The organism is Tetzosporium hominis (assembly GCF_002265435.1).
In the GTDB taxonomy this organism is placed as follows: domain Bacteria; phylum Bacillota; class Bacilli; order Bacillales_A; family Planococcaceae; genus Chryseomicrobium; species Chryseomicrobium hominis.
In genome coordinates, this window is the sequence record NZ_NOKQ01000134.1 from 35995 (window position 1) to 61660 (window position 25666).

General features: G+C 42.4%; 23 protein-coding genes and 1 other annotated feature. Of the genes, 19 read left to right on the forward strand and 4 right to left on the reverse strand.

Annotation, left to right across the window (positions count from 1 at the left end; genetic code table 11):
• The first annotated feature begins 161 nt into the window (after nucleotides 1–161).
• The 7 genes from hemE to CF394_RS01165 all read left to right on the forward strand — a co-directional run bounded on the left by hemE (nucleotide 162) and on the right by CF394_RS01165 (nucleotide 7152).
• Nucleotides 162–1214 (forward strand): uroporphyrinogen decarboxylase, encoded by a 1053-nt coding sequence (hemE, locus tag CF394_RS01135; protein WP_094941431.1) that lies wholly within the window; start codon nucleotides 162–164, stop codon nucleotides 1212–1214.
• Nucleotides 1215–1225: 11 nt separating this feature from the next.
• Nucleotides 1226–2152: a ferrochelatase gene (gene hemH / locus CF394_RS01140; protein WP_094941432.1), complete on the forward strand. Its 927-nt coding sequence runs from the start codon at nucleotides 1226–1228 to the stop codon at nucleotides 2150–2152.
• 26 nt (nucleotides 2153–2178) lie between these two features.
• Entirely contained in the window at nucleotides 2179–3606 is a 1428-nt protein-coding gene (hemY, locus tag CF394_RS01145; RefSeq protein WP_094941433.1) for a protoporphyrinogen oxidase, read from the forward strand.
• An 86-nt stretch (nucleotides 3607–3692) separates the two neighbouring features.
• On the forward strand, nucleotides 3693–4628 hold the full coding sequence (locus tag CF394_RS01150; protein ID WP_094941434.1) for a YncE family protein: 936 nt from the start codon (nucleotides 3693–3695) through the stop codon (nucleotides 4626–4628).
• Entirely contained in the window at nucleotides 4625–5302 is a 678-nt protein-coding gene (locus CF394_RS01155; RefSeq protein WP_094941435.1) for a response regulator transcription factor, read from the forward strand. The genes CF394_RS01150 and CF394_RS01155 overlap by 4 nt, the downstream gene beginning before the upstream one ends.
• Nucleotides 5299–6681 carry a sensor histidine kinase gene (locus tag CF394_RS01160; RefSeq protein ID WP_094941436.1) on the forward strand — a complete coding sequence of 461 codons (1383 nt, stop codon included), beginning with the start codon at nucleotides 5299–5301 and terminating at the stop codon, nucleotides 6679–6681. Before CF394_RS01155 ends, CF394_RS01160 begins: the two co-directional genes overlap by 4 nt.
• A 3-nt stretch (nucleotides 6682–6684) precedes the next feature.
• Nucleotides 6685–7152: a FixH family protein gene (locus CF394_RS01165; protein ID WP_094941437.1), complete on the forward strand. Its 468-nt coding sequence runs from the start codon at nucleotides 6685–6687 to the stop codon at nucleotides 7150–7152.
• A 73-nt stretch (nucleotides 7153–7225) separates the two neighbouring features.
• Here the strand turns inward: CF394_RS01165 and yhfH are convergent, their stop codons facing one another.
• On the reverse strand, nucleotides 7226–7354 hold the full coding sequence (gene yhfH, locus CF394_RS01170; RefSeq protein ID WP_094941438.1) for a protein YhfH: 129 nt from the start codon (nucleotides 7352–7354) through the stop codon (nucleotides 7226–7228).
• Nucleotides 7355–7476: 122 nt separating this feature from the next.
• Between yhfH and lplA the strand changes: the two genes are divergently transcribed.
• The 7 genes from lplA to CF394_RS01205 all read left to right on the forward strand — a co-directional run bounded on the left by lplA (nucleotide 7477) and on the right by CF394_RS01205 (nucleotide 17104).
• Entirely contained in the window at nucleotides 7477–8469 is a 993-nt protein-coding gene (gene lplA / locus CF394_RS01175; protein WP_094941439.1) for a lipoate--protein ligase, read from the forward strand.
• Nucleotides 8470–8535: 66 nt separating this feature from the next.
• A complete protein-coding gene (locus CF394_RS01180; RefSeq protein WP_094941440.1) occupies nucleotides 8536–9240 on the forward strand; it encodes a response regulator transcription factor in 705 nt (234 codons plus the stop codon).
• Complete coding sequence (locus tag CF394_RS01185) at nucleotides 9240–10238, forward strand: sensor histidine kinase (protein WP_094941441.1); 999 nt, start codon at nucleotides 9240–9242, stop codon at nucleotides 10236–10238. The genes CF394_RS01180 and CF394_RS01185 overlap by 1 nt, the downstream gene beginning before the upstream one ends.
• A gap of 3 nt (nucleotides 10239–10241) precedes the next feature.
• Nucleotides 10242–11015 (forward strand): ABC transporter ATP-binding protein, encoded by a 774-nt coding sequence (locus CF394_RS01190; protein ID WP_094941442.1) that lies wholly within the window; start codon nucleotides 10242–10244, stop codon nucleotides 11013–11015.
• A complete protein-coding gene (locus CF394_RS01195) occupies nucleotides 10987–12909 on the forward strand; it encodes an FtsX-like permease family protein (RefSeq protein ID WP_094941443.1) in 1923 nt (640 codons plus the stop codon). Before CF394_RS01190 ends, CF394_RS01195 begins: the two co-directional genes overlap by 29 nt.
• 563 nt (nucleotides 12910–13472) lie before the next feature.
• The gene (locus CF394_RS01200; protein WP_094941444.1) at nucleotides 13473–15017 is read left to right on the forward strand and encodes a fatty acid--CoA ligase family protein; all 1545 of its coding nucleotides are present in this window, start codon (nucleotides 13473–13475) and stop codon (nucleotides 15015–15017) included.
• Between the two features lie 119 nt (nucleotides 15018–15136).
• The gene (locus CF394_RS01205; RefSeq protein ID WP_094941445.1) at nucleotides 15137–17104 is read left to right on the forward strand and encodes a S9 family peptidase; all 1968 of its coding nucleotides are present in this window, start codon (nucleotides 15137–15139) and stop codon (nucleotides 17102–17104) included.
• A 38-nt stretch (nucleotides 17105–17142) separates the two neighbouring features.
• Here CF394_RS01205 and CF394_RS01210 read toward each other — a convergent pair whose 3' ends face one another.
• The 3 genes from CF394_RS01210 to CF394_RS01220 form a co-directional block, all read right to left on the reverse strand.
• Nucleotides 17143–17919 (reverse strand): enoyl-CoA hydratase-related protein, encoded by a 777-nt coding sequence (locus CF394_RS01210; protein ID WP_094941446.1) that lies wholly within the window; start codon nucleotides 17917–17919, stop codon nucleotides 17143–17145.
• Between the two features lie 93 nt (nucleotides 17920–18012).
• Nucleotides 18013–19035 carry an LCP family protein gene (locus CF394_RS01215; RefSeq protein ID WP_094941447.1) on the reverse strand — a complete coding sequence of 341 codons (1023 nt, stop codon included), beginning with the start codon at nucleotides 19033–19035 and terminating at the stop codon, nucleotides 18013–18015.
• A gap of 71 nt (nucleotides 19036–19106) precedes the next feature.
• Complete coding sequence (locus CF394_RS01220) at nucleotides 19107–19739, reverse strand: YigZ family protein (RefSeq protein WP_094941448.1); 633 nt, start codon at nucleotides 19737–19739, stop codon at nucleotides 19107–19109.
• Between the two features lie 368 nt (nucleotides 19740–20107).
• Here CF394_RS01220 and CF394_RS01225 point away from each other — a divergent pair, with 368 nt between their 5' ends.
• From CF394_RS01225 to ilvD, 5 genes are all read left to right on the forward strand, one after another.
• The gene (locus CF394_RS01225) at nucleotides 20108–20782 is read left to right on the forward strand and encodes a response regulator (protein WP_094941449.1); all 675 of its coding nucleotides are present in this window, start codon (nucleotides 20108–20110) and stop codon (nucleotides 20780–20782) included.
• A 182-nt stretch (nucleotides 20783–20964) separates the two neighbouring features.
• Nucleotides 20965–21555 (forward strand): nuclear transport factor 2 family protein, encoded by a 591-nt coding sequence (locus CF394_RS01230; RefSeq protein WP_243370602.1) that lies wholly within the window; start codon nucleotides 20965–20967, stop codon nucleotides 21553–21555.
• Between the two features lie 96 nt (nucleotides 21556–21651).
• Nucleotides 21652–22965 (forward strand): ATP-dependent helicase ComFA, encoded by a 1314-nt coding sequence (locus CF394_RS01235; RefSeq protein ID WP_165767420.1) that lies wholly within the window; start codon nucleotides 21652–21654, stop codon nucleotides 22963–22965.
• Nucleotides 22962–23591: a ComF family protein gene (locus CF394_RS01240; RefSeq protein WP_094941451.1), complete on the forward strand. Its 630-nt coding sequence runs from the start codon at nucleotides 22962–22964 to the stop codon at nucleotides 23589–23591. Before CF394_RS01235 ends, CF394_RS01240 begins: the two co-directional genes overlap by 4 nt.
• Before the next feature lie 150 nt (nucleotides 23592–23741).
• Nucleotides 23742–25409, forward strand: a complete 1668-nt coding sequence (ilvD, locus tag CF394_RS01245) for a dihydroxy-acid dehydratase (protein WP_094941452.1) — start codon at nucleotides 23742–23744, stop codon at nucleotides 25407–25409.
• Nucleotides 25405–25622 (forward strand) — a binding site (T-box leader). It overlaps the preceding gene by 5 nt.
• Nucleotides 25623–25666: the final 44 nt, after the last annotated feature.

Consider the following 25666-nt stretch of genomic DNA (forward strand, 5'->3'; position numbering starts at 1 on the left):
CTACTTGTTACTTTAAGTATTTCCCATTGTTCACAATTTGAAAACACTTTCCTACTCATAGAAAGGCAATTCTATGACAATTTGCTTTGTAATCTATACAATAGATGAGAGAAGTTCTAAAGTAATAGATAGACTAATTGTGTAGGGAAGGGTAGACTACCATGAAAATAAAGAATGATACGCTGTTACGTGCAGCACGAGGACAGCAAGTGGAACATACTCCTGTGTGGTTTATGCGCCAGGCTGGACGTTCTCAGCCAGAATATCGTGAAATTAAGAAAAAGTATTCATTAGAAGAGATTACGCATCAGCCAGAGCTATGTGCGTATGTAACGAAGCTTCCTGTAGATAACTACAACGTGGATGCGGCAATTCTTTACAAAGATATCGTAACGCCTCTACCTGGTATGGGTGTGGACGTGAAGATCAAAGCAGGAATCGGTCCTGTTATTTCGAATCCAATTCGTTCCGTAGCGGACGTAGAGAAGCTTCAAGAGTTCAATCCAGAAGAACACGTTCCTTTCGTATTAGAGACGATCAAGATTTTGACGAAGGAACAATTGACTGTGCCATTGATCGGTTTTGCGGGTGCGCCGTTCACATTGGCAAGTTACATGATTGAAGGCGGTCCTTCAAAGAGCTATAACAAAACAAAAGCTTTCATGGTCAGTGAACCGCAAGCTTGGTTTGCTCTAATGGACAAACTAGCAGATATGATCATCACAGATATTAAAGCGCAAGTTCAAGGAGGTGCAAGTGCTATTCAAATCTTCGACTCTTGGGTCGGAGCGTTGAATGTAGAAGACTACCGTATTTATATTAAACCAATCATGACACGTATCTTCTCTGAACTCCGTGAAACAGGTGTTCCACTAATTACATTTGGAGTTGGCGCAAGTCACTTGGCTAACGAATGGCACGACCTACCAGTTGATGTTGTAGGGCTTGACTGGAGATTGTCTATTGAAGAAGCGCGTCAGCGTGGCATCACAAAAACCGTACAAGGTAACCTAGACCCATCGTACTTGATCGGCTCTTGGGATGAAATTGAAAAACGAGCAAAACGGATTGTCGAGCAAGGGGTTGCTCATCCAGGTCACATTTTTAACTTGGGACATGGTGTATTCCCAGAAGTGGATCCAGATGTATTGAAACGATTGACAGACCTAGTCCACACATATAGTCGTGAACTGATTTCCCAAAAATCGAATTGAGGTGTCTTTTGATGAAGAAAAAAGTTGGATTACTCGTAATGGCGTATGGTACGCCTTATACAGAAGCAGATATTGAGCGTTATTATACGCATATTCGCCATGGCCGCAAGCCAAGCGAAGAAGCACTTCAAGATTTAACAGACCGTTACCGTGCTATTGGAGGAATCTCTCCATTAGCGAAAATTACTGAAGATCAAGCAAAAGCAATCCATGAAAAAATGAACAGCTCTCAAGACGAAGTAGAGTATGTGTTATATATCGGTTTAAAACACATTGAACCATTCGTTGAAGATGCTGTAGAAGCGATGGCGAAAGATGGAATCAAAGAAGCTGTCTCTATCGTGCTAGCTCCACACTTCTCTACATTCTCTATCAAGTCATACAATGGACGTGCTAAAGAAGAAGCGGCTAAATACGGAATTGAAATCAAATCCGTGGAAAGCTGGTACAATGAGCCGAAATTCATCGAGTACTGGAACCGTGAAATCTCAAACACATTCAATGCTATGTCAGACGAAGAACGTGCAAAAGCTGTACTTGTAGTATCTGCACACTCCTTACCAGAAAAAATTCTAGCTAACGGAGATCCGTATGCAGAGCAGTTAAAAGAAACAGCACACTTGATCCAACAAGCAACAGGTGTTGAAAACGTTGAAGTGGGCTGGCAAAGTGCTGGCCAGACTCCAGAGCCTTGGATTGGTCCGGATGTTCAAGATCTAACTGAAGAACTTTATGAGAAAAAAGGATACCGTAGCTTTGTTTACACTCCAGTAGGGTTTGTGGCAGATCACTTAGAGGTCCTTTACGATAACGATTACGAATGTAAGATTGTCTGTGATCGTCTAGATGCCAACTATTACCGACCAGCGATGCCAAACACAGATCCTTTATTTATTGAAGCAGCTGTGGATGCCATAAACAAAGTACTGTCAAAGTAAAACTGAAATAGGAAGAGATGAACGTAATGGCGGAGAACAGAAAAAAAGTAGCCATCATTGGTGGAGGAATTACGGGTCTATCAGCAGCCTATTATCTGCAAAAGCAGTGCCGTGAAGAAAACTTACCAATCGATATATATCTGATTGAAGCCAGTTCACGTTTAGGTGGAAAGATCCAAACTCTTCGAAAAGATGGCTTTATTATAGAGCGAGGCCCAGACTCTTTCTTAGAACGTAAGAAGAGTATGGGCGTTCTCGCAAAAGAACTTGGAATCGATGACCAACTGGTCCATAATGCGACAGGTCAATCTTTCGTATTGGTAAATGATCAGTTACATCCGATTCCTGGTGGTTCCATCATGGGAATTCCTACAGAATGGAAACCTTTTGTCACAACAGGTCTGTTTTCATGGAGTGGAAAATTACGTGCTGCAGGAGACCTTGTCATGGCTCGTTCCGGGATCGACGAGGATCAACCGCTTGGTACATTTTTCCGTCGACGATTTGGAGCAGAGGTTGTGGAAAACTTAGTAGAACCGCTACTTGCTGGAATTTACTCAGGAGACATCGATAAATTAAGTCTGCATGCTACGTTTCCACAGTTCTATGAAGTGGAGAAAAAGCACCGCAGCCTGATGCTCGGAATGAAAAAGACACGTCCTGCAAGCTCGACTCCACAAGCAGCAAACCGAAAACCGCAAGGTATTTTTCAAACGTTCTCAAGTGGTCTGCAGACCATAGTGGAAGCGTTGGAAGAAGCCATTCCGGATGTGACAGTATCTAAAGGCACGAAATTAGAGACGGTGCAGAAGTTACCAGAAAACCGTCTTCGTTTAGTCTTCACTTCTGGTGAATCGTTGGATGTAGACAGTGCCATATTTACAACACTGCATCATCAGACAGCTGAGATTTTTGAAGAACATGGTATTTTACAACACTTTGAGGAAGTACCTCTATCTTCGGTTGCGACAGTTGCAATGGCATTCTCAAAATCTCAAGTGAATCAAGAAAAAGAGGGAACTGGGTTTTTGGTCTCTCGCAAAAGTGATTATGCGATTTCGGCATGCACGTGGGTTAATAAAAAGTGGCCGACTACGTCTCCTGATGGCAAAGTCCTTCTTCGAAGCTTTGTTGGAAAGTCCGGCGATGAATCTATTGTCGAGCTTCCAGACCATGAGATTGAAAAAATTGTGTTGAATGATCTTAGAAAAGTGATTCAAATCACAGGAGATCCTGAATTCACTGTCGTGACACGCTATCAAAAAGCGATGCCCCAGTATTTAGTGGGTCATAAAGAACGACTGCAAAAAGCACGTCAAGAACTCGCAGAGCAGTTCCCTATGGTACAGCTCGCGGGTGCTTCCTTTGAAGGCTCAGGTCTTCCGGACTGCATCGATCAAGCTATTCGTGCTAAAGATCAAGTGATTGCGTATTTGAAACCACATCTGTCATAGGATGTGGTTTTTGTTTCGAAATGTTCAAGAGGATTTCAAACATTTTTCACAGATCTCTCATACACTTAAGGAGAAGAGGTGACACAATGAAGCGATGGATTATAGGGGTGGGAGTTCTCTTGCTGGCAGGCTGCACTCCTCATTTTGATGCTGTAAGGGAAGGCGATAGTCCTCAGCTGCTCGTCTATAGTCAACTCGATACCACACTCTCTTTTTATACAGAAGATTTCAAAGAGCAAGGACAGTGGAGGTTTGAGGAACCTTATACAGGAATGGCACTACTAAAGGATGATAAAATCCTGTTATATGGCTACGGACTTGGGCAAGCCACCGTTTACGATTTAACTACAGGACGACCGGTAGGAGACCTATCTGTGGAAGAAGGCGTCGTCTCTGCTTATGTCGACGAGACAGGCATCTATCTGGCAAACAGTGTGACAAATACAGTGAAACGGTTTACGCTTGATTTAGAAGAAGCAGGCTCTATACAAACAGGAGACTATCCAATGTCGATGACTTCTTTTGATGAGTTGTTGTATGTTGTGAACTACCAAGACTCCCATGTTTCCGTCATCGATCAATCCACGTTTGAAGAAATCGAACAGTTTGAAGTCGCTAAGGCATCTCAAGGGATTTATGCTACTTCCGATTCGTTATATATTGGAGGGCATGGCAGTGGGGCAACCGTTAACTCCGAGACACAGGTACTTAATAGAGCAACAGGCACTGCTGTTACTAGTATAGATATGCCGATGATGCCTATTGCTTTTACAGAACAGAACGAATTGTTGTATGTTCTCAGTCATGGTAGCAATCAACTCTATCAGTTGAATGAAGATGCAGTTACAGACGTTCTGACTGTGGCTTCTAACCCGTTTACTCTAGGTGCTACAGATCAAGCACTCTATGTGGCAGGATATGACGATGATACACTTTATAAGATCGTAGATATGCAAGTGGTGGATGAAGCGAAGACCGGAGACGGTCCGCTGCAGCTACTTATTCGGGAGGCGACCAAATGACCACTATATTAGTAGTCGATGATGAATATTCGATGCGTCGTTTACTCGACCTCCAGTTGAGCCAAAAAGGCTATCATGTCGTGACGGTTGCTTCAGGTAAAGAAGCTCTTCATACGCTGCAGACAGTAGTCGTAGATCTGATTTTAGTGGACGGCATGATGCCTGAGATGGATGGCTTTGCACTAAGTGAAGCGATTCGTAGTGGATCTGAAGTGCCCATCCTGTTTGTGACCGCACTAGATGACCGAGATTCCAAGCTGAAAGGTTTTGAAGCTGGAGTCGATGATTATGTGACAAAACCATTTGATAGTGAGGAATTGCATGCGCGGATACAAGCCATACTAAAGCGATCTCAAAAATTGCAAGTACCTCTATCTGAGATGACGCGTGGTGTGTTGACTATAAATCTGAGTGCACGAAGCGTTGTGGTCGCTGGTAAAAAAGTGCAAGTGACGTTAAAAGAGCTTGAACTTCTTTCGCTTCTCATGCGAAGTGAAGGACGTGCATTCAGCCGTGAAGAACTTCTTGCCCATATTTGGGGAGAGCACTACGAAGGCACGACGCGGACTGTAGATACGCATATCAAGACGTTACGAATTAAGCTCGGACCTCCTGCGGACCAGTATATTCATACCGTGTGGGGAATCGGCTATAAGTTTGAGGTCCTGTCATGAATCGTCTCACCACAAAAGTATGGTTGATTTTTGTGGCGGCGATCGCACTGATCATCACCATTATCACGTTATTATCTTATTATTTTTATGAATCGATTTATGTGCAGGAAGTCCAAGCTACACTTGAACAACAAGCTGAGAACTTTGTCATGCAAGCAGGTGGGGAAGTCTCACCTGAATTGATTGAAGCAGTTGATGCGTACAATGTGTACTCTACAAGTGAAATCTTTGCGGTCCAAAATCCTCGTGAGCTGAGTGCATGTCTGCCTTTTGAGATTAACTACAATGCTTTAATTAGCGGTGAAGACAGACAACGATTAGTGAATGGGGAAGTCTTGGTGAAGCGAGGCTATGAATCTCGATTTGATCGAGATGTGTTGAGCGTTATCACACCTATTGTAAAAGACGAACGCTTAAATGGGATTCTTTACAGTTATGTCCCGCTTTCTCCTATCCTGAACTTTTTGCAAGGGCACTTGTTGCTAGTAGGCGTTAGTGGGGGATTTCTGTTTATTTTCTTCGCACTACTTAGTCGCGTAATCTTGCACTCTGTGCTTAGACCTTTAAAAGACTTGCAACAGGCAACGGAAAGTTTTGAAAAAGGAGATTACACAGCGCGGGTTCAGGCAGGACAGACGGATGAAATCGGTCAGCTCAGTCAAGCATTTAACCGAATGGCAGAAGCCGTTGAGAGCGAAGATACTAGGAAAAAAGAGTTCTTAGCGATCGTGTCTCATGAACTTCGGACACCACTGAGTTCTATTGTTGGCTATAGTCATTCATTGGAGCGTGGCATTCTACCAAAAAGTAGTTATCCAGAAGTTTTCAGTCTGCTTTCATCTGAAGCAGAGCGCATGAAAAAGTTGACGGAAGATTTGTTGTTTGTCGCTCGGGATGAGGATGTATCCCTTCATCCACAGCCATTAGTGGCATCTGATCTCATTCAGCAGGCGCTAAAAATCATGCAACCTCGTATTCAAGAAAAGCAGATGACCACACTAGTCAACGCAGATGACTCGTTGATCATTTGGGCTGATGAAGCAGCGGTACTTCAAATGCTATTGAACGTCTTAGACAATGCGGTCAACTATAGCCCTTCTGAGAAAGCAATTTACATTCGTCTGAAAGAACAAAGTGAGTTCGCTGTATTCGAGATTGAAGACGAAGGACCAGGCATTCCGGCAGAACATCTTCCACATGTGACAGAACGGTTCTACCGTGTGAATAAAGCGCGTTCACGTGATGATGGCGGATCAGGACTTGGACTCACAATCGTTCAAAATTTTGTGGAAGCTTCAAACGGAACATTAACAATAGAAAGTGCAGAAACTGGAGGAACGCGTATCCAAATTGCACTCCCATTATGGAAGGAAGAGTAGACAATGAAAAAATGGTTAGCCGCTTTGGCGGTAGTAACAGTATTAGCAGGTTGTACAAATGAAGCGTCTTCACAACATGACATGCACCAGCAAGATCCTTCTTTAGAGCCTGTAGAAGTTGAAGTACTTACAGATGAGAGTCTGCAGCCAGGCGAGGAAGTAGAACTTGCTGCACGTGTTACTCAAGAAGGAGAAGCTGTGGAAGATGCAGATGAAGTGAAATTTGAAGTATGGGAATCCGGACTGCGAGAAGAAGGCACCATGCTAGAAGCTGAACTTACGGAAGATGGCGTCTACCAGGCTATGCATACATTCGACAAAGAAGGTGTTTATTACATGTTCGCTCACACAACAGCCAGAGGAATGCATGTAATGCCGAAAGTGAAGTTTGTCGTGGGAGATCCGAATTTATCAAAAGTGCTTGAAGATGATTCATCAGACTCTATGGATCATGGAATGGACCATAAATAAAATAAAAACCGGGTTTCCACTAGTCGTATAGGGAACCCGGTTACTTTTTTCTATTCATTTTTGTAAATCTCCTTTAGGCTTGTGAGCTACATGTATCACACTGGTCTTGATAGCATTCGTGCATCTCTTCCATTTTTTCACCACAAGTTGCACATTGCTTTGCAGGTAAGTTACGGAAATATTCTACAACGTTTTCAATCATCTAGTCCACCTCCATCTGTTATATAACTGTTTAACTTGTATGAAGTGTAATATAACACAGGATACTTTGTCAACCCAAAACTTTAAGAATCATGTAAAATAGTCGTGAAGGGAGTTTTGAAGATGTTATTTATTGATAATAAAGGAATCACAGATCCGCGAATTAATCTAGCAATTGAAGAATATGCACTAACCACTATGGACGTGGAAAAGGACTCATTCTTCCTGTTCTATATCAATCAACCTTCCATCATCATTGGACGGAATCAAAATACAATTGAAGAAATCAACACAGACTTTGTCGAGGCAAATGGGATCATTCCAGTTCGCCGTCTTTCTGGTGGAGGTGCTGTATACCATGACCTTGGGAACTTAAACTTTAGCTTTATTACAAAAGATGACGGCGAAAGCTTCCGTAACTTTAAAAAGTTTACGCAGCCAATCGTCGATGCATTAAAAGAGATGGGTATTGACGCGGAATTAAGCGGCCGAAACGATATTCTTGCTGAAGGCAGAAAGATTTCAGGAAACGCGCAGTTCTCTACGAAGGGGCGCATGTTCAGCCATGGTACGTTACTTTTTAATTCAGAGATGGATGCTGTTGTTTCTGCATTAAAAGTGCGTAAAGATAAAATCGAATCCAAAGGAATCAAGTCGATTCGCAGCCGTGTTGCCAATATCTCTGAGTTCCTGGATGAACCGATGAGCATTGAAGAGTTTAAGCAAGCACTTCTGGTCTCTATTTTTAATGGCGCCGATAACATTGAGTATTACGAATTAACAGAGCAGGACTGGGAAAACATCCACAAACTATCTGAAAAACGATATCAGACGTGGGATTGGAACTTCGGAAAATCACCTAAGTTTAACTTGGATCACTCTCACCGTTTCCCTGCAGGATCCATCGATTTGAAGCTACAAGTGAGCAAAGGGAAGATTGAAGAAGCAGCGATATTTGGAGACTTCTTTGGTGTGGGAGACATGGTAGATGTGGAAAAACGTCTGATTGGTGTCGACTATTCACGCACTGCTATCGACGAAGCACTAGCGGACATTGACATCCCAACGTATTTTGGTGGCGTGACACGCGAAGACTTTTTATCTCTTATCTATTAATATGCAGAATAACGTTTTAACGCTCTCTCCTTAAGAGAGGGCTTTTTTTATAAAAGGGGGGATTGGATGGACAAGCACCGGATTTATATTGTAGAAGATGACCAAAAAATTGCAGAGATGCTTGCAGGAATGCTTGCGAAGTATCAATACGATACCAAAATCGTGGAAGATTTTGATTCGATTTCTAAAGAGGCACAGGAATGGGACCCTCACTTAATTCTTCTCGATATCAACTTGCCTACATATGACGGCTATTTTTGGTGTCGAGAGCTCCGTCAGGTGACGACATGTCCGATCATTTTTGTATCTGCTAGAACCTCGGAGATGGATCAAGTCTTTGCTATTGAAAATGGAGGAGACGATTACATCACGAAACCATTTCATTATGAAATCGTCTTAGCTAAAATAAAGAGCCACATCCGCAGAAGTTTTGGTGAATACGCATTGAAGCAAGAAGAGCGGACGGTTAAGCTTGGGAAACACACCTTGTATATGGAACGCTTAGAACTTGAGAGTCGGGGAACTCTGATTCCACTTCAGAAAAAAGAGTGTGTCATTTTGGAACTGTTGTTTAGTCAGCATCCTAAAGTGGTCTCACGCGAACAGCTTCTTGAAGAATTATGGGACGATCAATCCTTTGTCGACGAGAATACGTTGAATGTCAATATGACACGTGTTCGAAAAAAACTACAAGATTACGAAATCCTTTCTTCTATTGAAACCGTTCGTGGGGCGGGGTATCGTTTTCTTCTGCATCCGGAGGAAGCTTAGTGATTCGGTTATTTATTCGCGAACACACTATCTCATTACTGTTCCCTGTCTTTATTTCGTTGCTCTGCTCGTTAATTTTTGTGTTGGACGGATTTCGGTCGGTGAATACTGTGATTTATGTGGTCGTCTTGTCGACGATTCTCACAGTAGTCATCCATTTCTATTTGTATCTACGGAAGTATAAATACTACAAACGAATTTTGACACCGCCAAAAGCGATGGAAGATTTACTAGAAAAGATGTATCCTTCGCCGGAGCAGCAACAAGAGCATCTGTACTTGCAACAATTGTATAAAGTGTATCAGCAAGAAGTGCAGCGCCTCTATGCGGCACAAAAACGACATCTTCAGTTCATGAACGGCTGGGTGCATCAAATGAAGACGCCAATTGCGGTCATCGATTTGATGCTCCAACAAGATGAAAAACTCGACAGTCAATCGGTTTCTGAAGAGATTGAACGAATCAAGAGGGCTCTAGAAGCGGTTCTCATGAATGCGAGACTGGATACGTTTGAAGAAGATCTTCGCATTGAAAAAGTGAACTTAAAAGAACTTGTTAGTACTATCGTCAATGAAAACAAACGCTTGTTTATTAAGCGGCAAGTGTTCCCTGTTGTGGAAGTGGATCCGAGTTTAGTAGTGTCGACTGACCGCAAATGGATTCAGTTCATTATCTCTCAATTTATCACAAATGCCGTAAAATATTCATTTACACCGCAATCAAAGATTTGGATTACATCCGATTGTAGCGAAAGTGGGTGTACACTCTCTGTACGAGATGAAGGAATTGGAATTCCAAAAAGCGATATCAAGCGCGTTACTCGAGCTTTCTTTACAGGGGAAAACGGAAGGAAGACCGGGGAGTCAACAGGCATGGGGCTTTATATTGCTCAAGAAGTGTCTCAGAAACTGGGACACACTTTAGCAATAGAGTCTGAAGTTGGAAGAGGGACAACGGTCTCGTTGTCATTTATAGAATTTGAAAAGGTAGGCGAGTGAGTTATGGCCATTGTTACAGCAGATCACATCACAAAAATATATGATGGGAAAGTGGCTCATTCTGCAATCAATCAACTGTCATTTGAAGTGGAGCAAGGAGAGTTTTTAGCTATTATGGGTCCGTCAGGCTCTGGAAAGACGACGCTATTAAATCTCTTATCGACTATCGATCAGCCAACTTCAGGATCTCTTACAATTAATAATCAAAATCCGCAGACACTATCAGCAAGACAGGCTGCCATTTTTCGAAGAGAGCAGCTTGGATTTGTCTTTCAAGACTTTAATCTGTTGCCTGCATTGACAGTTGAAGAAAATATGGTCCTTCCACTAACGCTTGCCAATCAGCCAGTGGATGAGATGAAAGAACGAGTGGATCGTTTGATTCAAGATCTTCATTTAGAACAGGTGCGGAATCACTTTCCTCATGAACTGTCAGGTGGACAAGCTCAAAGAACAGCAATTGGTCGTGCTCTGATTCATCAACCGCAGCTAGTTCTCGCAGATGAACCTACAGGAAATCTAGATTCCAAAGCATCTAAAGATGTTCTTGAATTGTTAACCAAAATTAATCGTGAACGGACGACGACTATTGTCATGGTGACACATGATCCGATTGCTGCAAGTTATTGTGACCGTGTGTTGTTTATCAAAGATGGAGAATACTTTAATGAGATCTACAAAGAAGATTTGCGTCAAACTTTCTTCCAGCGGATCCTGAATTTGCTGTCGTTGCTTGGAGGGAACGTAAATGACCTTTCTACAGTTCGCTTATCGTAATGTAATTCGTAACCGCCGAGTGTATGCAGCCTATTTTATGGCGAGCAGTTTCTCAGTTATGGTCTTTTTCATTTACTCAATGCTCCTGTTTCATCCATCTATTGAAAATCAATTTATTCAAGATATTGCGTTCATGGGAATGGCTGCTGCAGACGTAGTGTTAGTGATTTTTACGTTGTTCTTCTTGTTGTACTCATTGAGCGCTTTCTTACAGGCTCGTTCGAAAGAGTTTGGTATTCTTCAACAGCTTGGCATGGACCGCAGTCAATTGCAGCGATTAATCTTTATTGAAACGATGATTTTAGGAGTCGTTGCTTTAGCGACAGGAATCTTTTTTGGCTATATCTTTACGAAGCTGTTCTTTATGGTCATCCGAGCGATGCTTGTATTAGATACACTACCTTTATATTTTAGTCCGGAACCATTTTTGTTAACTGCTGTTGTATTTACCACATTATTTATCGTCATTTCGATTGCAGGTTCCATCTTTATACGTCAAAGTGCCATTATTCAGCTTTTGTCTGGAGCCAAGCAATCTAGCGAAACGGCGCACTATTCTAAAGTTGGTGCCTTTTTGTCTTTTGCACTACTGGTAGTTGCGTATGGGCTGGTTCTTTACTGTCTTTACCGGATGAACGTGTGGTGGTCGCCAGTCATTATCCTTTGTGCAATAGCAGGGAGCTATTACTTCTTTAAAGACGGAATGCTTTACTTAATTCATGCACTCCAACGAAATAAACAGCTCTATTGGCGTTCGTTACGAATCGTGACCTTTTCAGACGCCATCGAGAAAATTCGTGAAAATGCACGGATGTATTTCATCGTCACTATGGTGTCTACTCTGGCCATTATTTCGGTAGGAGTGGTGGCATCACTAACGAGTTTTGCCAATCAGTATCGGGAAATCAATCCTATCAGTGTTCTTTATGTAAGTGAGTCTGGAAATCCCTATGAAGCCACTCATATCGATCAACTCACCAGTGATTTCTACAAAGAGAATTTAACGTATACGTTACTCACTGCACCTGTCACTAAACAGACTTCCGCTGCTACGAATCGACCGGTACAGCTTTTGCGAGAAACGGATATCAATACGATAGCGGCCGTTTTGAAAGAGCCCCTGATTGATTTAGAACCGGGGGAAGGAATGCGATTTGGCCAAGAAGTTGAAGACGGTCAAGAGCAACTCATTCATCTTAGAGAAAACACGATCTATTTTCATGTAGATGAAGGCTATCAATACTTCCCGTTACCAGAGGCCGCTTTTGATGGACCCGCCTATGTCTTGTCTGATGAAGACTTTGAGCGCGTCGTGAACCCCTATTTGTATGGTGATTGGGCGTCTAGTGTGACGACTATTTTTGCCTTTCATGTACCCGATTGGTTACGGACAGATAAGGTGGGATTGACACTAGACCGAGAAATGATCGCTTCTTATGAAGGTGATGAAAAGCTCCCGTTTTATTTTGATAATCCAGGACTCAATTACAGTTATATCAGTTCCACTTTCTCTTTGCTGTTAGTTACGGGGCTGCTGGTGGCAGCTGTATTGATTTTAGCGGCCGGAAGTTTCATTTACTTTAAGTTTTATACCAATCTTGAAAAAGATCGGCGTCAATTTGAAGTACTTCGCCACATGGGTCTGACTAATCAAGAACTGCGACGGATCGCGAATAGACAGTTATATCCTCAATTCTTTTTACCATGGGGACTTGCCATGCTACATGCCACGTTCTCGTTCTTATTTTTACAAGCTGTGTGGGTAGATATTGCAGCGATGTCTATTGCGATGGAGATGCTGATTGTTCTAGGTGCCTTTACTTGTATCCAGGCAGTTTATTATTTCTTGATTCGCTGGCGTTATTTTGCGCATCTCCAGCTTCATACAGGATGATATTGGTTTCCATAAAGCGACTAATGTCAAAATGGGTGAAGTTAATGTCATAATGAAGCCAGTTAATGTCATAGTGGGCGGACTTAATGTCATAATGAAAGTACTTAATGTAATAATCACTTAACTAAAGTATTTCCATACTACGTTCAAACCCATTTTCGCTTCGGTGAAGATGGGTTTTTTGATGGGGAATACCTTATTACTAAGACAGTTGGCTCCACATCTAATTGGAATCGAGTTGCAGGCGTTAGAAATACATTCACAAATCATTCACTCCAACCGAGGCAAAGAGCGCCTCAATTGGAGCGCCTGATTTCCGAAGCATTTCTGAGCGAACGCCTTCCACATCTGGAGTAATCGAGTTGCAGGCGTTAGAAATACATTCACAAATCATTCACTCCAACCGAGGCAAAGAGCGCCTCAATTGGAGCGCCTGATTTCCGAAGCATTTCTGAGCGAACGCCTTCCACATCTAATTGAAGCATTGCGTTTCCCCAGAATATCTAGTAAAATAAGTTGTATGAAATGAATGACTATTCATTCAATTTTGAAAGGGGTATCGTATGAGTTTAGTTCAACGCGTGCAGCAACAGGCTGCTCAAAATCCAACAAAAGCTGCTTACAATTTTATGGGGAAAGACACGAGTTACGCAGAATTCGAAGGAACCGTTGCAAAGTTTGCCGGAGCTCTTCAATCGCTTGGCGTAGCAAAAGGAGACAATGTTGCATTTTTATTAGGCAACACACCACATTTTTTAATCTCGCTCTACGCTACAATGCGTATCGGAGCAACAGCGGTTCCAATCAACCCTATTTATACACCAGATGAGATTTCGTATATCATCAAAAACAGTGATGCTAAGGTAGTCGTGGCACTGGATCTCCTATTGCCACTAGTTGAACGTGCAGCCGGTGCATTCCCTAAAGTAGAACAGTATGTTATTTGTGAAACTGCTGCGGAGACGGCTGACAAACTACGAGCACTTCCAAGTGATCTGCAGTCAAAAGTGAAACCGTTTTCAGTATTAGTTCATCAAGGTCAAGCTGTTGAGCCTGTGGAGGTAGAGGATCACGATACGGCAGTCATCTTATATACTTCAGGAACAACAGGTCATCCAAAAGGTGCTATGTTAACGTTCGAGAACATCTTCTCAAATGCAAGAGATGTAGCTGAATACTTAGGGTTCTCACCAGATGATCGTGTCCTTGCTACGTTACCGGTCTTTCACGTATTCGCATTGACAGTAGTCGTCAACGCTCCTTTAGTGACAGGTGCTACGATTCTTCTTGTGCCAAAGTTTTCTCCAGGAGATGTGTTCACAGTGGCGAAAGAGCAGCAAGCTACAGTATTTGCAGGTGTCCCAACTATGTACAACTTCTTATACCAATACCCAGATGCAAACCCTGAGGACTTTTCAACGGTTCGCCTTGCTATTTCAGGCGGATCCTCTTTACCAGTTGCGCTTCTTCATAATTTCGAAGACAAGTTCAACGTGCGAATTTCAGAGGGTTACGGGCTTTCAGAAGCGTCTCCTGTAACTTGCTTTAACCCACTCGATCGTGAACGCAAAGCAGGTTCTATTGGTACGTCGATCATCAATGTCGAGAATAAAATCGTTAACGAGCTAGGTGAAGAACTTCCTATTGGTGAAGTTGGAGAACTGATTGTACGTGGTCCTAACGTGATGAAAGGCTACTACAAAATGCCTGAAGAAACTGCAAATGCTATTCGTGACGGCTGGTTGTACACAGGGGACTTAGCTAAAAAGGACGAAGAAGGCTATTTCTATATTGTCGATCGCAAAAAAGACATGATCATAGTGGGTGGCTATAACGTGTATCCACGAGAAGTAGAAGAAGTGCTATTTGCGCATCCAGGGATTTTGGAAGCAGCCGTTGTCGGCGTTCCAGACCCGAACTTTGGAGAGCAAGTGTTAGCGTTTGTTGTTTTAAAAGATGCAACTTTATCGACTGAAGAAATTCAATCCTTCTGCCGGGAGAAGTTAGCTAAATACAAAGTGCCGACTCGTATTGAAGTATTAGAAGAATTACCGAAAAATACTACAGGTAAGATTTTACGCAGAACTCTAAAAGAACAATCTGTATAACCAAAGACCCTTTTCTCTCATAGAGAAAAGGGTCTTATTGTGAATAGTTTGGCTATTTGCATAAATTACAGTATACTGAAAAGGTATTTTGATAGTCGAAATAATTGGGAGGCATCACCATGAAAAAAGAAAAAGTTACTATATCCGATATCGAACAGATTCATTCCGTTACAACTCCAATTTGGCATCCAAATGGTGTCCAGGTCGCGTATGTAAAAACATCAATTGATTCTAAAAAGAATACATACGAAAGCAGTATTTATGTGGTGGACGAAGAAACTAAGAAAGAGAACAAATGGACGACACGCAAAGAACGTATCTCTTCTATCAAATGGTCGCCTGAAGGAAGTTATTTATCTTTCTTATCGACTCGTGATGAAGGCAATCAATTATACATCCTTCCAGTAAACGGGGGAGAAGCTAAACAAGTCATGGAACTACCTTATGGAGTATCCTCTTATGTATGGCATCCAACAGAAGAAAAGATTTGGTTTACAGCTAGCTATCATAATGAGACTGGTTGGGAGAAGCAAGAAGATAAGAAAGAGGAGTTTCCAAAGCCGTATAAAGCAGGCAAGATGAAATATATTCAAGATGGTAGTGGGTTAGTAAAACAAGACCGTTTTTCTCAAATTGGAGTCGTAGAAGTGGAGGCAGGCACTTTTGAAAGATGGTCATCAGACAATGATCATCAACAAGTACATGCCGTATCTCCAAACGGTAAACAAATCGTTACCTCTACATCGCCATTAGAGAATGATGACGTTTTTGAATCCGATCTCACGGTAGTCGATATCGAGTCGAAGTCATCCAAAACTCTTTCACTCGAGCCAGGTTATTACGGTGGAGCTGCATTCTGTCCGTCTGGAGACCATTTAGCGTTTGTCGGCGCCACTCGTACTTTTGAGAATGCTACTCACAGTCAACTCTATGTTTACAACTTTAAAACGGAACAAGTTCAGTCGTTAACAGAGGGCCTTGATGCACCGGTAGGAGATTATGTGGTGGCAGATATCCAGCAAGGGGCAAGTGCACCTGCAGTCGTATGGACGGAGCATGACCACTTATACTTCCAAGTGTCGACATACGGAGACGTGCGAGTATACTTTGCAAGCCTAGAAGGCGAACTGTATCCAGTGACACAAGAAGGGGAACATGTTTACGGATATGATGTGACACCGGATGGCTCGAAACTAGCTATCACAGTCAGCGATCCGACATTCCCCGGAGAACTGTTTGTGCAAAGCGTGACTACAGGAGAACGTACTTTGTTGTCGCATCATAATGAAGAGTACGTAGCTTCGCGAGACTTGATTGCGCCAGAAGCGATTGTATTCAAAGGGCCAAAAGGTTGGGACGTTCACGGTTGGATCATCAAACCAGTAGAAGCGGCAGAAGGGAAAGTTCCTTTAGTCACGAATATCCATGGTGGACCTCACGCATTTTACGCTAATACGTTCTTCCATGAGATGCAGCTTCTTGCTGCACAAGGCGTTGGAGTCCTGTACGTGAATCCACGAGGCAGTCACAGCTATAGTCAAGAGTTTGTTGACGCAGTGCGTGGAGACTACGGTGGTAATGATTATTTAGATATCATGGCAGCAGTAGATTATGCTATAAAACAATATGACTGGATCGATGCCGATCGTTTGGGCGTGACAGGAGGTTCCTATGGAGGGTTCATGACGAACTGGATCGTAGGACACACGGACCGATTTAAAGCGGCCGTGACTCAACGTTCCATTTCAAACTGGATCAGTTTCTACGGAGTATCTGATATTGGCTATTACTTCACGGAATGGCAGATTCAAAGCGATATGAATGATATCGACAAGCTATGGGATCACTCACCTCTCAAATATGCAGCACAAGTGAAGACGCCACTCCTCATATTGCACGGAGAGGACGACTTACGTTGTCCAATCGAGCAAGCACAACAGTTGTATATTACGCTCAAGCGCATGGGGAAAGAAGTAGAGTTTGTCCGCTTCCCACAAGCTGACCACAACTTGTCTCGAACAGGACTTCCAAACTTACGTAAAGAACGTCTAGAGCAAATCATTGGATGGTTCAACGAGTATCTATAAAATAAAGAAACGTCCAGCTTAAACGGCTGGACGTCTTTTTATTTTCCTTTAAACTGAGGTTTCCGTTTTTCACCGAAAGCGATTAAGGCTTCTACACGGTCTTCCGTTGGAATCGTAAGCTCGTAAGCTTTGCGTTCAATTTGTAGACCTGTCTGTAAATCTGCGTTCATCCCATTTTTTACAGCAAACTTGGCTTGCTGTAAGGCGATGGGGCCATTCGCTAATATCGACATCACGAAAGCTTCAGTTTCTTCAACAATCGTAGAATCCGAGCTGACTTTCGTCACAAGTCCGTAATCAAGCGCTTCTTTAGCTGATAACTTTCTAGCTGTAAGAATCAGTTCGAGTGCTTTTGATTCTCCTATCAAGCGTGGGAGTCGTTGTGTTCCTCCTGCACCTGGAATAATAGCAAGGCTCGTTTCTGTTAGACCCATCACACTTTTTTCGGAAGCGATTCGGAAGTCACATGCGAGTGCTAATTCCATACCGCCACCAAATGCGAATCCATTTAACATAGCCACAGTAGGTTGAGGTAAATTTTCAATTGTAGTAAAGACTTCACCAATTTTATAAAGATTTCGTTTCACTTGTTCCGTAGTCAACGTCTTGCGCTCTTTTAGATCAGCTCCGACACTAAATGCCCGGCCCCCAGCTCCTCTAAAAATTACAAGTCGTATATCCGGATTAATGCGGATTGCGTCTACCACTTGACCAAGCTCTGCAAGCATGTCGTAGTTAAATGCATTCATAGCTTCTGGTCGATTTAAGGTAACAACTGCAACATGCTCTTTCTGTTCAAACAATAAAGTTTCCATTTCCATCCCTCCACCACTTTAGCGTACCATTTTCAAAAATGGCTGTCACTCGTCAAAAAAAGCCCTTATCCATAAGGGATAAAGGCTTGATAATTATTCGCTATCGTTGTTAGTAGCATCTCCCGCATATTCAGAGCTGCCTGGTTTTAACTCAAGGTGCGTTTGCAATTCCGTTTTAGTTGTCTCAAGGCTTTCTTCATCTAACTGCCAGTAATACGTTCCAGTAGTCATATCATCGTAGCCAGTTAGCGACAGTGTTTCCACTTGCGGCTTTCCTTTAGAAACATAATCAAAGAATGACTTCATTTGATCGAATGTTAAATCCGTTTTCATGTTGCTTCCAACAGCGTCTATGACATCTCCATATTTCGTAAACGAAGAAACAGAAGCAGCTTTTTTAATAATCGCTTCCAAAATCATCTGTTGGCGTTTCCCACGCTCGATATCGTTATCAAGTTTACGGGTACGAGCTAAAGCGAGTGTTTCGCGACCGTCTAGTAATTGAGTACCTTCTTTTAATTCAACTGTATATTCATCGTTTTCATCAAGTTCTAAGTGATCATAAGGAACATCTACAGTGACGCCACCGAGTGCATCCACCGTATCAATAAACGCATTGAAGTTCATCTTTACATAATAATCAATTGGGATGTCGAGTAATTCTTCTACTGTCTCTATAGAGACTCGAGTGCCTCCATGTGCATGCGCATGAGTGATTTTATCGCTATATCCAACTTCAGGAATATATACGTAAGAATCACGGGGGATACTCACAAGCTTAATTGTCTTATCTTCATTATTTAAGGTAGCGACCATAAGAGCATCAGAGCGACTGGTTTCATCTCCAAAGCCACGTTTTTCACTATCATCAATTCCAACAAATAATATGGATACATTGTCCGTCAGCGGTTCCACTTGTTCTTCACGAAGTTCAGAACCATTTTCACGATCTGCGAGTGCTTGATAACTCCTGTCAGCAGCCACTTCAGCTCGTTTTGCTAGGTAGACACCGTATGTTGCAGATAAGATAGCAAAAGCTCCCAACGCAATTAGGATAGAATACAAAATGGTTTTCTTGCGTGAACGAGATTTTTGCTTTTTAGATAATCTATTCATTTGTTAACGCCTCCTGAAGGGACGAGCCCTTCGTTAATTTCACAATCTAAGTGTTAGTAGTATTTTTTTGCTTAGTTATCGAGTTCTAAAAATGAGATTTCTCCTTTAGAGACTTCTGCATTCGCATTCGTCAAGGAGGTAATCCATTCCTCAAATTCTTCCGTAGACTTTTCATTAACATAAACCAAAAGCTCTACTTTATCTGTATACCTAATTTCATGCAACTGATAAACATTTTGACGCAATTCATTCTCAAGCTTACCAAGGAGTGTATAATCGACACTTATCGTATAGAGGACGTGACGAACACGTTCAACAATTCCAGCTACACTGAGGCCTTCTGAGACAGAACTACCGTAGGCACGGATCAAACCGCCGCCGCCTAGCTTGATCCCACCGAAATAACGGGTCACAACCGCTGTAACGTTTCGGAGGTCTTGTTTTTTCAAAACCTCTAACATAGGGACGCCTGCTGTGCCGGTAGGTTCCCCGTCATCGCTAGCTTTTTGAATGGCGTTGTTTTCTCCTATAACATAAGCAAAACAGTTGTGATTCGCTGACTTATGTTCAGAACGAATCGAATTGATAAATTTTTGTGCTTCTTGTTCATTATTTGTGCGTTTTAAATGGCAGATAAATCGTGAGCGTTGAATCAGTATTTCGTGCTGGCACGACTTTTTGATTGTATAATAATTTGAATTCATTGCCTACTCCTTCCGAAAAATGAAATGGTTCTGTAATGTAATTTTAATATGCTTTTGGGAAATTAGTGCTATAATGGTTTCTGTCAGGTCTTAAAATTGAGTAACTTGAGATATAGATTTGCACCTTCTAACTAGGAGTTGAACACTACTAATCATCAAGCTAGATACTCTGGACTTAGTAACGCGAAAGAGTAGATCTCTCGTGCAGGAGTGGATATACGGAACTTTCAAGGCGTTTAGACCGTCCTATTATACGTGGAAACATCTGTTTTTGTAAAAGAACCCGCAATACTGGGAAGTACGTTTATTTCTTAGCTAAATGAGGAATAAGAATGATAATTGAAGTGTTGCTATAGGAGGATATTCATATGACGAAAATTGTAATTATAGATGATCATCAGTTATTCCGTGAAGGAGTTAAACGCATTTTAGATTTCGAAGAGACATTTGAAGTGGTGGCTGAAGGAGATGACGGTACAGATGCAATGCGTTTGTACGAGAATTACCAGCCAGATATTATTTTAATGGGTATCAATATGCCAAATAAAAGCGGAATTGATGCGACTGCTGAACTGATTGCCGAACATCCTGAAGCAAAAGTGATCATGCTTTCTATTCATGACGATGAATCATTCGTTTCGACAGCACTTAAAACAGGAGCTTCTGGCTACATGCTAAAAGAAATGGATGCCAATGCGATTGTGCAAGGGATTAAAGTTGTTGATAAAGGTGGCAACTACTTACATCCAAAAGTGACAAAGAACTTGGTCAATGAGTTTAAGCGTTTAAGCGAACGTGAGAACAAAGGCAACTTCCACCAAACGGACATTCGCCGACCGTTCCACTTACTGACTAAACGTGAATGTGAAGTGCTTCAACTGTTAACAGATGGACAAAGTAACCGCACGATTGGTGAAACATTGTTCATTTCTGAAAAAACGGTTAAAAATCACGTATCCAGCATTCTACAAAAGATGAACGTGAACGACCGTACGCAAGCAGTTGTAACAGCTATCAAAAACGGCTGGGTAGAAGTGCGCTGAATTTCATAATCTTACGACACCTCATTCTTGAGGTGTCTTTTTTATGGAACTTCTTTAGAATTCAATCGTCCTTTCAATGGATAGACGTAACAGATAAAAGCAAAAGTTTCATGACAATAAGTAAATCTGTTTGAATCTGTGCTTCAAATATGCCAAAATACGTCTAGCAGGAGGAATGAATTGTGAATCGATTAGTCAAAGTGACAACTATACTGGCAGTACTTCTTCTTTTCTTAGCGGCATGTTCATCATCAGATGAAGCAGTCAATACAGATTCAGCAACGGATCTTGTACCGCAGGGCTCACAAAATATAGAGACCCATTCTGCAGATGGAAACGCAGTCTCTTCCGGAGAAGACGAAGAGGTAGGTTTTGAACTTGCCGGTGGCGTTATTGAAGAAGCCGCCAATGTACCGGCGGAAGAAAAAGAAGCTATTGAAAATGCGTTTCGGACATATATAGAGGCGTTTAATGACGAAGATCTAGAAAGTTATTTATCGGTTATTTCCAAACAGCCACAGGGTTTTAGCTACGAGACAGAAAAACAGTTTGTGACTGACACATTTGAGCAGTATGATACAAAACGCAGTGCTGAAGATATTACAATCATTAAATACAACGAGCAAGAAGCACAAGTTTATTCCACGGTTTCCATTGACCTGGAACAACATTCTACAGGTGGGAAAGCAACTAGCTCAGGACGACAAGTCACTGTGTTTGCTAAAGAAGATGGTAACTGGCTTGTAACAAGTGTTTATTTTATTCGTGATTAATACGGAGGTCCAGCCCAACTAATGGCTGGATTTTTTTTATGGATGCCTCTATGATAGAGCTACGAGATGAGACCTTTTGGCAAAAGGAGAGATCTCATGCACCATCGCCACTATTTTGAAGGTAAGATTCAACCAATCGAAGACGTGACCCTGTCTCAAGACTCAATTGCCCTCTCTCTTCTAGAGGGAGACCTCGATCAAATCAAAGGAATTGAAATTCTTCGAAAATCCCCATTCCAAGTGACTTTTAAGTGCAACCGCTGCCTAACTCAACAACCCCATCATTATGCGACGCATTACTGCCTTCGCTGCAAATGCTACTGTACCTATTGTAGAAACTGTATCCGGATGGGCAAGATAACTAGCTGCACACAGCTCTTCATCTGGAAAGGTCCGCGCTCAGATGTACAGCCTGAAATAGTAATGACATGGAAAGGCACACTTTCCAATTTGCAGCAGCAAGCGTTGGAGGAATGGAGAGAGTCTATAGCAACAGGAAAAAGTCATATGATTCATGCAGTATGCGGGGCAGGGAAGACGGAGATCATGTTTGGAGCTATAGAACTGATGTTGTCTCGCGGTGAACGTGTCGCTATAGCTTGTCCACGCACGGATGTAATACTTGAGCTTGCGCCTCGCTTACAACAAGCCTTTGAATCAATGCGTATAGATGTTCTTTATGGTGGCTCTGAAAAACCTATTGGGTTAGCGGATCTGACTCTTGCTACCACGCATCAATTATACAGGTTTTATCGAGCTTTTGATCATGTCATCATTGATGAAGCGGATGCCTTCCCATACTCTGCAGATGCAACTCTTGTAACAGCGGTTGAGAAATCGCTCCTACCTGGAGGCTCCATCCATTACGTTTCCGCAACGCCTTCAAAAATCCTCCACACGGATCGCAAGTCACTAGTAGCTAAACGATTTCATGGTCACCCACTACCTGTTCCTCGCTTTCAAAAAGCACTCTCTTATCAGAAGCACTTAACTCGACAAAAGGTTCCTCCAGCACTCGACAAGTGGATAGCTTTTCAAATCGAAATGGACCGCCCTTTTTTGATTTTTTTCCCTACGGTTCGAACTCTAGAAGATTTCCCGGGAAATATGGAACGTGTCCATGCCGAGCATCCATTTAGGAAAGAACTCGTTCAGCAATTGCGAGATGGAAAAATTAAAGGCTTGTGTACAACGACGATATTAGAACGAGGCATCACCATTTCCAACTTGCAAATTGCTGTTCTTGGTGCAGAACAGCCAATTTTTAACGAGCAAGCATTAATCCAGATTGCTGGGAGAGCGGGAAGGTCGGCTGAGTTCCCCACAGGTGATGTAGTATTTTTTCACAATGGAGTCACAGAAGACATGAGAAGAGCCAAGAGTGCCATTGAAAGGTTGAACCTGCAATGAATTGTCTTTTATGTGAGAAGCAGTTGATGAGAGATACATGGAGTTCACTATTTACAGGAAAGCAAGATTGCGTCTGTAAATCTTGTCGAGAAGGGTTTCATAAAATTTCTTCATCACCTGTCCGCAGATATGTAGTAGGCACAGAGTTAGACGGGGCGCTTGATTCGATATTCTGTTTCTATAGCTATAACTCTTCCATGCAACACTATTTTCAACGTTATAAAGGTGAAGGAGACCAGATACTTCATCTAGTCTTTTCACAAGAACTCCGTCTAAAGGTGCCTTGTATTCCGATCCCCTCTTATCAAGACAACTCGTTTAATCGAACATTTTCCCATGTCGAGCAATTGTTTTGTCAAAACCACTTGCTTCATCTACTTAAAAAGAATGATCCCACTAAACAATCTTCACGTAATTTAGCACAACGAATCCAATCAGCAAACCCGTTCGAGTTAATTCCAGGAGCGCAGGTTCCTGAAAAGCTGTTCTTAGTCGATGACATTTTCACAACAGGAGTGACGATGTATCAAGCGGCAGCAATTTTAAAAAAACAGGGTGTAAAACAAGTTCATGGAATTTGTTTAGCAGAAACTTTAGAAAAAACGGATGAAACGCAAACACGCTAGGAAATCAAATTGGAAGCGATTGCATGAATTTTAAACTTTCTAAAAAGATAGAAAATTTGAAAAAACACCATTGACACGCCGTTTTGTGGATTGTATGATTGTTGCAATATATTTCATATTGCAGAAAATTACACGAAGTTGGTGATGTAAGTGCGTAGTGACATGATAAAAAAGGGAATAGACAGAGCGCCTCATCGTAGTCTGTTATATGCTACGGGCGTTAAAACGAAAGATTTACAAAAACCATTTATCGGAGTGTGTAATTCTTATATCGACATTATTCCGGGTCATAAACATTTAAATCACTTTGCAGAAATCGTCAAACAAGCAATTTGGGAAGCGGGAGGCGTACCGTTCGAATTTAACACGATCGGTGTCGACGACGGAATTGCCATGGGGCACGTTGGAATGCGGTATTCCTTGCCAAGTCGAGAACTAATTGCAGACTCGGCAGAAACGGTCATCAATGCCCATTGGTTTGACGGAGTTTTCTATATCCCAAACTGCGACAAAATAACTCCTGGCATGTTAATGGCAGCAGTTCGAACAAACGTCCCTTCCGTTTTTGTAACAGGAGGGCCGATGGAAGCGGGAACTTCTTCAGATGGGAAGCCGCTCTCACTGACATCTGTCTTCGAAGGAGTCGGTGCCTATAAATCCGGCAACATGACAGAACAAGAACTCCTCGATATTGAGCAAAATGCGTGTCCGACATGTGGTTCGTGTTCTGGAATGTTCACAGCGAACTCCATGAACTCTTTGATGGAAATCCTAGGTGTTACACCTCCAGGAAATGCTACTATCGTGGCAACTTCAACAGAGCGGCACCGTTTAATAAAAGAAGCGGTCGGACATCTGCTGCGAATGATAGAAGACGATGTGAAACCACGTGACTTAATCACCAAAGAAGCAATTGATGATGCATTTGCTCTAGATATGGCTATGGGTGGTTCTACCAATACAGTTCTACATACGTTGGCCATTGCACATGAAGCTGAGATTCCATACAACATGGAACAAATTAACGAAGTAGCAAAACGAATCCCGTATCTCGCGAAAATTATGCCAGCGAGCGACTATTCCATGCACGATGTTCATTTAGCTGGTGGCTTGTCAGCCATCATTAAAGAGTTGTGCGAGATTCCGGGTGGTATCCACGGACAACGCAAAACGATTACTGGGAAAAGCGTCTATGAAAATGTCGAGAATGCAAAAATCTTAAACTCGGAAGTCATTCGTACAAAAGACAATCCTTACAGTCCGGTTGGTGGATTATCTGTCCTTTTTGGAAACTTGGCACCGGATGGGGGCGTAATCAAAGTCGGAGCAGTAGACCCATCGATTCAAACATTCACGGGGAAAGCAATCGTCTTTGATTCTCAAGAAGACGCTCAACAAGCGATCGATGAAGGGCTCGTAAAAGAAGGACACGTCGTTGTCATTCGCTACGAAGGTCCAAAAGGTGGACCGGGAATGCCAGAAATGCTTGCCCCTACTTCTGCAATTCAAGGAAGGGGCTTAGGAACAAAAGTAGCCCTAATTACAGACGGAAGGTTCTCTGGAGCTTCTCGAGGTATCTCGATTGGGCATATCTCGCCTGAAGCTGCTGAAGGCGGGCCAATAGCTTTAGTACATGACGGAGACGAAATTGTGATCGACCTGCCAAATCGTTCTATCGAATTAAATGTAGACGCGGCAACACTTGCTTCTCGAGCAAGTCAGCTTCCGGAATTTGAACCAAAAATCAAAAAGGGTTACTTGGCCCGGTATTCAAAACTCGTTACATCCGCAAGTACGGGTGGCGTCATGAAAATTTAAAACGTTGAAGAGGTAAAAGAACAAGTGTCGTTGATTTCAGAGAGCCGGTGGGTGGTGTGAACCGGTAAAACGCCTTGAATCGACATCCCCTCTGAGTGAAGGATGAACGTCATTTGACCAGTAAGTCCTTTCGGTTGATCCCGTTACCAATCACTGCGAGGCAGCTTAGGCTGCGAAGTAGGGTGGTACCATGAAAAAACTTTCATCCCTATGCAAGGAATCTTTGTGTTCTTTTGCATAGGGCTATTTTTATACCC

What these genes read in the sequence shown, in the direction of transcription:
- CF394_RS01235 (WP_165767420.1), top strand. Translation starts at nt 21,652, where the DNA reads ATGCACCATCGCCACTATTTTGAAGGTAAGATTCAACCAATCGAAGAC.
- CF394_RS01210 (WP_094941446.1), bottom strand. Translation starts at nt 17,919, where the DNA reads ATGGAAACTTTATTGTTTGAACAGAAAGAGCATGTTGCAGTTGTTACC.
- hemE (WP_094941431.1), top strand. Translation starts at nt 162, where the DNA reads ATGAAAATAAAGAATGATACGCTGTTACGTGCAGCACGAGGACAGCAA.
- CF394_RS01160 (WP_094941436.1), top strand. Translation starts at nt 5,299, where the DNA reads ATGAATCGTCTCACCACAAAAGTATGGTTGATTTTTGTGGCGGCGATC.
- CF394_RS01180 (WP_094941440.1), top strand. Translation starts at nt 8,536, where the DNA reads ATGGACAAGCACCGGATTTATATTGTAGAAGATGACCAAAAAATTGCA.
- CF394_RS01200 (WP_094941444.1), top strand. Translation starts at nt 13,473, where the DNA reads ATGAGTTTAGTTCAACGCGTGCAGCAACAGGCTGCTCAAAATCCAACA.
- CF394_RS01240 (WP_094941451.1), top strand. Translation starts at nt 22,962, where the DNA reads ATGAATTGTCTTTTATGTGAGAAGCAGTTGATGAGAGATACATGGAGT.
- CF394_RS01195 (WP_094941443.1), top strand. Translation starts at nt 10,987, where the DNA reads ATGACCTTTCTACAGTTCGCTTATCGTAATGTAATTCGTAACCGCCGA.
- yhfH (WP_094941438.1), bottom strand. Translation starts at nt 7,354, where the DNA reads ATGATTGAAAACGTTGTAGAATATTTCCGTAACTTACCTGCAAAGCAA.
- lplA (WP_094941439.1), top strand. Translation starts at nt 7,477, where the DNA reads ATGTTATTTATTGATAATAAAGGAATCACAGATCCGCGAATTAATCTA.
- CF394_RS01155 (WP_094941435.1), top strand. Translation starts at nt 4,625, where the DNA reads ATGACCACTATATTAGTAGTCGATGATGAATATTCGATGCGTCGTTTA.
- CF394_RS01205 (WP_094941445.1), top strand. Translation starts at nt 15,137, where the DNA reads ATGAAAAAAGAAAAAGTTACTATATCCGATATCGAACAGATTCATTCC.
- CF394_RS01215 (WP_094941447.1), bottom strand. Translation starts at nt 19,035, where the DNA reads ATGAATAGATTATCTAAAAAGCAAAAATCTCGTTCACGCAAGAAAACC.
- hemY (WP_094941433.1), top strand. Translation starts at nt 2,179, where the DNA reads ATGGCGGAGAACAGAAAAAAAGTAGCCATCATTGGTGGAGGAATTACG.
- hemH (WP_094941432.1), top strand. Translation starts at nt 1,226, where the DNA reads ATGAAGAAAAAAGTTGGATTACTCGTAATGGCGTATGGTACGCCTTAT.
- CF394_RS01190 (WP_094941442.1), top strand. Translation starts at nt 10,242, where the DNA reads ATGGCCATTGTTACAGCAGATCACATCACAAAAATATATGATGGGAAA.
- CF394_RS01165 (WP_094941437.1), top strand. Translation starts at nt 6,685, where the DNA reads ATGAAAAAATGGTTAGCCGCTTTGGCGGTAGTAACAGTATTAGCAGGT.
- CF394_RS01150 (WP_094941434.1), top strand. Translation starts at nt 3,693, where the DNA reads ATGAAGCGATGGATTATAGGGGTGGGAGTTCTCTTGCTGGCAGGCTGC.
- CF394_RS01220 (WP_094941448.1), bottom strand. Translation starts at nt 19,739, where the DNA reads ATGAATTCAAATTATTATACAATCAAAAAGTCGTGCCAGCACGAAATA.
- CF394_RS01225 (WP_094941449.1), top strand. Translation starts at nt 20,108, where the DNA reads ATGACGAAAATTGTAATTATAGATGATCATCAGTTATTCCGTGAAGGA.